Annotated in this window: 6 protein-coding genes and 1 pseudogene; 5 read left to right on the top strand and 2 right to left on the bottom strand. The window is 27.8% G+C overall.

Annotated elements, in window-relative coordinates; genetic code table 11:
- The coding region (locus CLPU_RS15745) for a uracil-xanthine permease family protein (protein ID WP_321169977.1) at positions 1–682 on the bottom strand (682 nt) is incomplete at its 3' end.
- An 875-nt stretch (positions 683–1,557) separates the two neighbouring features.
- On the opposite strand from CLPU_RS15745, the gene CLPU_RS15740 reads away from it, so the two are divergent.
- The 4 genes from CLPU_RS15740 to CLPU_RS15725 all read left to right on the top strand — a co-directional run bounded on the left by CLPU_RS15740 (position 1,558) and on the right by CLPU_RS15725 (position 8,369).
- Positions 1,558–2,196: a cyclodeaminase/cyclohydrolase family protein gene (locus tag CLPU_RS15740; RefSeq protein WP_050378987.1), complete on the top strand. Its 639-nt coding sequence runs from the start codon at positions 1,558–1,560 to the stop codon at positions 2,194–2,196.
- Between the two features lie 446 nt (positions 2,197–2,642).
- Complete coding sequence (locus tag CLPU_RS15735; protein ID WP_050378985.1) at positions 2,643–4,310, top strand: PucR family transcriptional regulator; 1,668 nt, start codon at positions 2,643–2,645, stop codon at positions 4,308–4,310.
- A 613-nt stretch (positions 4,311–4,923) separates the two neighbouring features.
- Positions 4,924–6,519, top strand: coding sequence for a dihydroorotase (locus tag CLPU_RS15730; RefSeq protein ID WP_082154277.1), 1,596 nt, complete (start codon positions 4,924–4,926; stop codon positions 6,517–6,519).
- A gap of 467 nt (positions 6,520–6,986) precedes the next feature.
- Positions 6,987–8,369 carry an ATP-binding protein gene (locus CLPU_RS15725; RefSeq protein WP_050378984.1) on the top strand — a complete coding sequence of 461 codons (1,383 nt, stop codon included), beginning with the start codon at positions 6,987–6,989 and terminating at the stop codon, positions 8,367–8,369.
- A gap of 328 nt (positions 8,370–8,697) precedes the next feature.
- Here CLPU_RS15725 and CLPU_RS15720 read toward each other — a convergent pair whose 3' ends face one another.
- Positions 8,698–9,393 (bottom strand): cyclase family protein, encoded by a 696-nt coding sequence (locus CLPU_RS15720; RefSeq protein WP_050378982.1) that lies wholly within the window; start codon positions 9,391–9,393, stop codon positions 8,698–8,700.
- 569 nt (positions 9,394–9,962) lie between these two features.
- On the opposite strand from CLPU_RS15720, the pseudogene CLPU_RS15715 reads away from it, so the two are divergent.
- Positions 9,963–10,401: pseudogene (locus CLPU_RS15715) on the top strand (glutamate formimidoyltransferase); the annotation flags it as partial.

Raw genomic sequence — 10,401 nt, 5'->3', positions numbered from 1 at the left:
CTAAAGGATAACATATAATATAACCTATAACTATACCAATAAGAACAGAAGCACTACCTACAATTCCTTTACCATATCTATTTAAAAATATGATGATTAACAATACAACTATTGATATGATGACATTTCTTAAACTACCATAGTCTTTTGCACCAACTCCACCAGCTGCCCAGTCCATTGATACTGGAAGTAGTGTTGTACCTATTAATGTAACAACAGTACCAGTAACAATTGGAGGGAAAAATTTCATTAAAGGTTTTAAGAATCTGCTTAAAATCATTTCTGAAAAAGATCCCATTATAGTCGCTCCGAATAGTCCTGGTAGACCTAATCCCATACCACCAGCAGCAGCAGGAAGTGCTACAGCCAACGAAGGAGCAACAAAAGTAAAGTCGGTACCCATAATACAAGGAACTTTTGCACCTACAGGACCTACTCCCTTAGCTTGAATAAAAGTAGTAATACCTGATACAAATATTGTAGCACTTACTAAAAATGCTACTTCTGGAACAGGAAGACCAAGTGCCTGACCTATAACTAAAGGAACTGCGACAATACCACCAAATGCAGTTACAATATGTTGAATAGCTAATAAGACAGATACGGGTAAAGATGGCTTTTCATCAATTTTATATAATAGTTCGGAATTGCTATTATTTACTGTATTCGTATTATCTTCCATTGATACATCCTCCTTTAATTAGTAATTGTAAAAATAGATTTTAAATTAATAAATGAAAAATATAAAGAATCCACAGAAAGCGTTTTCATAATTTGTAAGACATACCATCTCCCTTTTATTAAGTTAGACATTAATTAGTATAGATTGTAGTTAGTCGATAGTGAGATTAGTGATAGAAAAATTATTAAAGTATTTTATTTAAAAAAGCTTTTAAAGCTTTATGTGCCAATTTGAATATAAAAAAGAAGTTTTTAAGCATCAAGGAAGTTTAGATTTCCGAACGATAAAGTAGCTTCTTTGATGCTTAAAAAGATGTGAATATAAAAAAATAATACGATCAAAAAACCCCTTAGTAACTTATGATACCTTAGATAAAACGTAAATGCCTAAAATACTATAAAATATAATTATCCCATTACCCCTTTTTCAAAGTATTTTAAGCCGAAAAAACGTTTTCATATAACTAACACAAAAACTTTATCAGTTATGTTATATATTATATATTGTACTTAATATCATGTCAACATAGTTAACCAATATAATTGAAATTTTTAACTCTAATAGTGTTAATTTCATATATAAAATAAAATGTTTCAATTTTTGAATAAATTAGCTATATGTAAAGAAAATGAAATATAAAATTTTTATAATTTAAAATAATGAAATAACATACGTAAATAGGCATTAACCTAAGCTTTAGATAGAAAAGGCAAAAAAAGGTATAATGTTAAGATTTGTGTAAAAAATATGCATAGACTTTAATCTAATATTATGATAAACTAAGCATGGAATCACTAATAGAAGACTATTAGTAATAAGTAAAAAATAAAATTAAAACTAAAATTAAAATACATATTAAAAGGAGGACAAAAAACATGTTATTAGTAGATAAAACTGTTAAAGATTTTGTTGCTCAAGTAGCAAGTAACGAACCAGCTCCAGGTGGTGGAAGCGTTTCAGCATTAGCAAGTAGTTTAGGTGCGGCTTTAACTGCAATGGTAGGTAACTTAACTGTAGGTAGAAAAGCTTATGAAAAATTAACTGATGATCAAAAATCTCAATTAGATGAAAATCTTGCAAAAGTTACTAAATTAGTAGAAAGATTAAATGAATTAATAGACGAAGATACATCAGCTTTCAATGATTACATGGAAGCAATGAAATTACCAAAAGAAACTGATGAAGAAAAAGCTGCTAGAAAAGCTGCTATGGAAGAAGCTTTAAAGAAAGCTATGGAAGTGCCACTAGATGCTGCTAAACAATCATTAGAAGTATTAAAACTTCAAAAAGTATTTGCTGAATATGGAAACCAAAACGCTATAACAGATGCTGGTGTTGGAGCATTATTAGCATGTTCAGGATTAGAAGGGGCTGTATTTAACGTACTAATTAACTTAGGCGGAATCAGCGACCAAGATTATGTAGCTAACATTAAAAAAGAATGTGAAAGCTTAGTAAACTCAGGAAAAGAGTTAAGAGACGAAACTGTAAAAATTGTATACAGCAAATTATAATATTTGTTGATATAGAGGGTGGGGGACTTTATATTTATTGAATGTAAAGTCCCTTTTTATTTGAAAATTTATAATACGGTGAAGTTAAGGTTAAGGGTTAAGTAATTCATAAAGTTAAATAGAATTGTTTGAATTAAAATAGGACTAATTAAATACTTGAAAATCACATGAAAAAAATATATATTTAGCAGTATGAATTACTTAATAATATAGGTTGTATTCTTTGATTTATATAAATCTAAGTTATAATTTTAAAAGATAAAAGGTATAGTAATTTATTAAGATAAAATTTTATTTTTTATGAAAATTTTATGAAAATATGATAAATTCTTATTAAGGACTTAATTTATAATTCATTTAATATTTGTTATATATAATGCTTTAAATCTCATTGACTAAAAAATTGACTAATATTGTATAAATATCTTTTCAAGGAGTAGATTAACATGGGAAGACAAAATGGAATAACAATCGAAGATGCTCTAAATATGGAATGCATGAAAAACTGCAAAATTATTTCTGGATATAAAGGAATCAGAAATACTATGTCTAGTGTAAATGTCATGGCTGATCCTGATATATCTAGTTGGATAGGAGAAGGAGACTTTTTACTTACAACTGGATATTCTTTAAATAAAATCAGCCTAGAAGAACAAAAAAATCTTATTAGAGAATGTTCAAAAAAAGGGCTTGCAGGTATAGGAGTAAAAATATCTCCTTATTTAGAATCACTTCCATATGAAGTATTAAGTTTATCAGAAGAACTTAATTTCCCTATAATAGACATTCATTCTGACACGCCACTTTCAGATATAATGACCCCTATTTTTAATGAAATATTTAATAGACAAGCTTACTTGTTAAAGAAAATTGAAAAGATATATGAACAGTTTATGAATGCAATGTTAAACGGTTTTGATATAGAAGAAGTTACTAAACTTATTAGTGACAATATAAAGAATCCTATCATTGTAAAGCTAGAATTTCCTGATACGATGATTAAAAAACTAGAATTTTGTGATGATTCTATAAAAAAAATACTCATAAATAATATGGAACATTTTTATATTAATCATGAAAAATATAAAGAGAAGAAAATAGATGAAACAAATGAGCTTATAAATTCAAAATATGTAAAAAGAATGGTTGTTCCTATTATAGCTAAAGATAGCGTTTTTGGTCATATTTTTGCTTGGGGAATAAACAGTTCTTTAGGAGGATATGATTTATCAGTTTTGGAAATAGCTTCTACTACTATGGCTCTTGAAGTTCTTAAGGTATTATCTTTAAGAGAGGTAGAAAACAGATATAAATCTGAGTTTATAGAGGATTTAATATCTTTAGATGAAAAAAGAAAAGAAAAAGCTATAGATAGAGCCTCATTTTTTAATTTAAATAGAAGAGATAATTTTTTGAGCATAACGTTTAAAATAAAGAATAAAGAGGATCATTTTAATAAAATAGATTTAACTACGGATTCATTACAACAATATATCTCTAATATACATGATAATATAGAAAAAATTCTAGAAAACTTAAATATAACAGGAATTGTTGCTAGTAAGATTGAGAGAATGATGGTTCTTGTATCCTTTAGAAGTGATATGGAAATTAAGGGTGTTATAGATAATTTGGTAGAACAAATAGATTTAATGATAGAAAAGTATGAAAGAATAGATTTAAGAGTTGGAATAGGAAGGGTATATAAAGGGCTCGAAAGCTTTAATAGTAGTTATACAGATTCTGTAAAAGCTATAAGTGCAGGTAAAATATTAAGCGAAAGTTCAGTTGTAAGATTCGAAGATTTAGGGATATTTAAAATACTGTGCCAAGAACACTTAGAAGAAGAATTGGTTAAATTTTATAACAGTACCATAAGATCTCTTGTAGAATATGATAGTAGAAAATCTACTGAATTAGTTAAAACCTTAGAAGCCTATTTTTTAAATAATGGTAATCTAAAGAAAATGTCTGATTCTTTATTTACTCACTATAATACGGTACTTTATAGAATTCAAAGAATAAAAGAAATAACGGGGATGGATTTAGAAAATCCAAATGATAGACTGAATCTAGAAATTTCTTTGAAGATAAAGCAACTTTTAAAGAAATAAACATAGAAAAGGAAATATATTAGAACTTCTAATATATTTCCTTTTTTTATATTAAAGAAATAAAAGGAATAAATATAATATGGATTATAATAAATCATTTGTTTCAATACCTATACAACAATTAGAGAACGAACTAAATATAAAGTAAAACTATATGTATAGAAATGAAACTAAGAGAGATAATATACATAAATAGTTGTGATATGTCTGAATAGTATTAGATTTTCTAATCTATAACGTATTTTTAAAATAATAGATAATAGTTCATATTGAAAGTATTTTTTATAACTCTTTTCTTTAATGGGAGTTTGTAGATAGAGTAATTTTTTTATTCTATATTTACTTTTAGTTGAACTGTAAGTTTTAGATTTATGAAAATTTACATATCTATTTATTGTTTGAGAGGCACTTAATATGATCCTGGAAATAGGCGATTTTTTAGTGATAATTTTAGCTGTTTAACAACTTAATAATAAGTTAAGAATTCAGAGACTCTATAGCTTAATAAAAATAAATGAATTAATGATGTAGATACCAACTCTGCAAATAATTAAATAGAAAAAGACTATTACTACAGGTTAAAATGAATTTTAATTATTAGGAGGAATTAACTATGTACGATTTAATTCTTAAAAATGCTAGAATACCTCTAGGTGATAACACGATTGTCACTAATATTCTAGTTAAAGATGAAAAGATATCAGGAATATCTAATTGTATCGAAGGGGTAGAAGCAAAAGAAACGATAGATGTAGAAGAACAATTAACTTTACCAGGGTGTATAGATTCACATACCCATTTTATGTATCAAGGATTTCCTCATAGAGAGAACTTCTTAACAGGAACAGCAGCTGCTGCGACAGGTGGTATAACTACTATTATAGACATGCCATGTTGTACAGTTCCTTCAGCAAGAAGTGTTGATCAACTAAAGCTAAAAATAGATCTTTGTCAACCTCAATCAGTTGTAGACTTTGCTATGTGGGGTGGGGTAACAGGAGAAGACGTAAGAGAAGGTTGGATGCATAACGTTAAAGAACAAGCTGACTATGGAGTAGTTGCATTCAAAGTCTACATGACTCCGTCAGTTCCAACTTATCCAAGGGTTACTGACCCAGAAATGTTAGAATGTTTTAGAGCAGTTGCTGAAACAGGACTTCCAATAGGAGTTCATGCTGAAAACTTCGCTATGTGTGATTTCTATGTTAAAAAATTCCAAAAAGGTGGAAAGCTAGATGCTACTGCATGGTCAGAAGCTAGAATGGAATTAGCGGAAAAAGTTGCTATAGAGCTAGGAATAAGCTTTGCCGAAGAGACTAATGCAAGACTACATATAGTTCATATGAGTACAGGGATAGGTGCTAAATTAATAGGTGAAGCTAAGAAAAGAGGGATTAATGCAACTTCAGAAACTTGTCCTCACTATTTAACATTAAATTATCAAGATGCATTGAAAGAACACGGAGCTTTTGCAAAAGTAGCACCTCCACTGAGAAATAAAAAAGATAATGAAGAATTATGGGAAGGACTTAAAAATGGAAGTGTTGACTTTATAGCTACTGATCATGCTCCTTATGAAATAGAAAGTGAAAAAAATAGAGAAGACATGACAATATGGACTGCATTTCCAGGATTCCCTGGAGTTGAAACTATGGTACCTATATTAATAAGTGAGGGATATAATAAAGGAAGAGTTTCTTTAAGCAAATTAGTAGATATATTGTCAACTAATGCTGCAAAACATTATGGGTTATATCCTAAGAAAGGTACAATAGCTATAGGATCAGATGCTGACTTTACAATAATAGACTTAAATAAAGAATGGACTATAACAAAAGAAACGGTTACTATGTGTGGTTATACTCCATTTAAAGGGATGAAGTTAAAAGGTAAACCAGTTAAAACTATAGTTCGTGGACATGTGGTATATGATGAAAAACAAGAAGGAACGTTACCACAATTAACAGATGAAGAATTAAAAACAATAGTACATGAATATCCATCAGGAGTTGAAGAAAAATACTCTGAAATATTTGAAAAATTTCCACATTTACACAGTGATGAATATAAAAGAAGTTATAGGAAAGATCATCCTGAATTAATAGATAAACATATAAGAGGAATTAAAGGAATTATGGTTAAACCAGGATTTGGACAATTCGTAAAAAGACAAAGTATTCAAATCTTACCTAAAACAATAACATACTAAAATTAAAGTAGAATATTAAAGATTAAATATAGCGTATAGTATACTATACGCTATATTTATTAATAGATTTACAGACTGCTTAACGCTGAAGTAAATGTTTATAATTAATATAATCTATAAACATTTACCTTACATATGAGTTTATTAGCGAGATACTACACATTTACTTAGATGTACTATTATTTATAGAAGTGTATGTTTTCTAAGTCAATATTTCTAATAAGACAAGCTTATATAATATTTAGTTTTTAGTCGTTTTGAAGTTATCATATAATAACTTAGTAAGAATATCTAGTATTTACTAAATTAGTATTGTCCATCTCCTACCTAGAGAGGGCGGAATAATTCCACACAGTCTGTTAAATATTAGGTAATATTGTTTGCTCAATATGATATAATTTAAAAAATAATGATCAAGAAATTCATATTATATTATTTTAAATTTATGATAAAGAGGTGAATTTAAGATGGACAGATATTTTACTAATAACTCTGAGTTAGTAAAATTTAAATTAGCTTTAGATGGTATATCTATTTACAGACATTTACGTAAAGATAAAGTTATTATAAGGCTTTACGAACTTATTGATTATGTTGATAAAGGAGAAATAGAGTTAAGCAACTTCATTAATATATATAATGATTTCTTCTTTGAGCTTAATTGTAATTCAATATCGTCTTTAAAGGACTATATAATTGATAGAATAATTTTCGATGAAAATCCTTATTCACTTAAAATTGGTACTATGGAATCAACTCAAATGATAAAGTTGATGGAGGAAGCGGTTGCAAATGATTTAGATAACTTACAGCTTGTATCAGAATTTACTCCAACTATTATTAAGTCTTGTGTTATAAAACATTTTGAAGAAAAACAATTTGAAATTAAGATTATAGAAAAACTTTCAGAATGGCAGATCTATGATGAGAAAAATAATGAAGATACTAGTTGTACTAACTATTTAAAACAAATAAAACATATTTTTAATAAAAGTAAAAAGTGGAGTGAATGTGTACATGATCTTGGAGAATTTTATGAGAAGCATGGTTGTGGATTATTTGCACGTTATAGAGCTTTCATTTGGGAGCGTTCATCAAATTCAGCAGGTTACTTAAGAGGAATAGATAGTCCTGATCCGATAGCTTTATCTGATCTAATTGGTTATGAGTCACAGCGTTTGACTATAATTGAAAATACTTTACAATTTCTAAATTCTTTTCCTGCAAATAATATGCTTCTTTATGGAAGTAGAGGGACAGGTAAATCATCTACAGTTAAGGCAATTTTAAATGAATATTATATGAAAGGTCTAAGAATTATAGAAGTGCCGAAGGAGCATTTGTCAGATTTTCCGGATATAATAAGATGTTTAAAGAATAGACCACAAAAATTTATCATTTTTATTGATGATCTAACTTTTGAAGATGGAGAAAAAGGATACGCTTCTCTTAAAGCAGTTTTAGAAGGTAGCTTAGAAAGTAAGCCTAATAATGTATTGATATATGCTACGTCAAACAGACGCCATTTAGTCAAAGAATATTTTCATGAAAGGGAAGGTCTACAATCTAGTAATAAGAATGACGAAGTACACGCAGCTGACTCTATTCAAGAAAAACTTTCTCTTGCAGACAGGTTTGGAATTACTGTATCATTTTTAGCACCTGATAAAAACGAATATTTAGAAATTGTAGAGGGAATTGCTAAAAAGAGAAATTTGAATATAGATAAAGAGAAATTACTTAGTGATGCTTTGAAATGGGAATTATGGAACAACGGTAGATCTCCAAGAACTGCACGCCAATTCATTGACTGGATTGAAGGACATAGCGGTATGGGAAATTTAAAATAGATTTTAATTAGATAGTTAAATCTCAATAATACTCAAAATATTAGTTTATAATATATGAAAATATTTATAAATAATTCAGAATATTATATTAAATTATATTACTAAACTATTGATATGAAAATAAATTTTACTATTATAATGTTTTAGAGTGTGATGGTAGCATATAAAATAATATAGAAAATTCAGCTATAATAATTAATAGTTTTATAAATATAAAGAAGTTCCTATAAAATAAAAGATTATATAGGAACTTCTTTGTATTTGTTTTTTTATATTAAGAGACTAGTATTTAAAAGATTTTAGGAATATATACTAAATCAAATATTTATTAATCTTCTAATAAAGCTACTGCACGGATTGGAGAACCTGTACCTCCACGAATTTTTAATGGAAGTCCCATATAAAGAAAACGTTTGTTTACAACTTTATCTAAGTTACATAAATTTTCTGTATTAGTAATATTGTATTCTCCACAAACTAAGTGTCCTGAGAAGTCTAAATCGTCAGGAGTCTGATCTATAGCAGGAGCATCTACTCCTATATTCATAACGCCTCTCTCAGCAAGCCATTTGGCTCCTTCATAACTTAAACCAGTATAGTAATTTTCATAATCTGGAGTACCATATGCTCTATTAAATAGACCAGTATACATAAGTACAATATCGCCTTTTCTAATTTCTTGTCCTGATTTAGCTAGAGCTTCTTCTAAATCCTTTGGTTCTATATATTCAGGATATCTTTTATGACTTAAGTCTAAGCATATAGCACTTCCCCAGAAATGTTCTAAAGGCATATTTTCTATACTTGCTCCACCTGGTTTAAACTCGTTTATACCATCACTATGAGTTCCACAGTGTTCACTTATAAGAAGATTTCTAGCATAAAATCCTAATGTCTTACTTCCTGTAGCTTTCATATTTTGTTCATAAGTTTGATTAGTCATTATAAATGTTTTTTGATGGATTCCAAATAAAGGCATTCCCTCATAAATTTCTTGTGTTAAATCAATTAAACGTAAACCCATATTAAAACTCCCTTCTAAAAATTTATTTGTTAAAAAATATATAGTACAAGATACATAATATTATATCATATATTATGAAATACTTACCTCTAAAAACAAAAAATAAAAAAGCATAATATAATAGTGTTAATAAAAAAATAGATAATTAATTAAAATATAAGGAAATTAGGTTGAAGATATGATATATTACAATTATAATAATAGTTATTATATCTAAAATAATAATTATTATTACTCTTTGATTTAAAAATATAAGAAATGATAAAATAAGACACGTATATATACATTATATCATTTTATGACAAAATATGTATTGTTATATTACTACAAATAAAACTTATAAATACATAAAAAAACTATTTTATTTTGTGGAAAAATTACAAAGGCAAATATAGAAATTTTGTGTTATCATTATTATTAATAAATAAATAGGACATGCATATCATATTGATTGTACATACGTTACTTATTTTCCGAAATAAATTATTTACTAACATTTAAAAAATCATTTTTGTGTTGGTGGATGTTTATATATAAAAGTCTATTAACGTAAGGGAGGAAGTCTTAAGATGTCAGAACAAAAGCAATACATTTTAGCTGTACCTAATTTTAGTGAAGGTAGAAGAGAAGACGTTATAGAAGCTGTAGTAGCAGAAGTTAAAAAAGTAGAAGGTGTTAAATTAGTAAGTTATGAACCAGAACATGACTTTAATAGAACGGTTGTAACTATAATTGGTGAACCGAAACCATTAAAAGAAGCCTTAATAAACATGGCTGCTAAATCTATAGAATTAATAGATATGACGCAACAAAGTGGATCACATCCAAGAATAGGTGCCCAAGACACAATTCCTCTATTCCCATTCAAAAATATCACTGTTGAAGAATGTATTGAGTTAGCGAATGAAATAGGTAAAGAATTACATGAAAAAACAGAAGTACCTGTATTCTATGCTGCTGAAAATGCAAGAAGTGAAGAAAGAAAAGCTCTAGCTTTCATAAGAAAAG

It is taken from the genome of Gottschalkia purinilytica (assembly GCF_001190785.1).
GTDB lineage: Bacteria > Bacillota > Clostridia > Tissierellales > Gottschalkiaceae > Gottschalkia_A > Gottschalkia_A purinilytica.
This window is presented reverse-complemented; position numbering and strand designations above follow the sequence as displayed.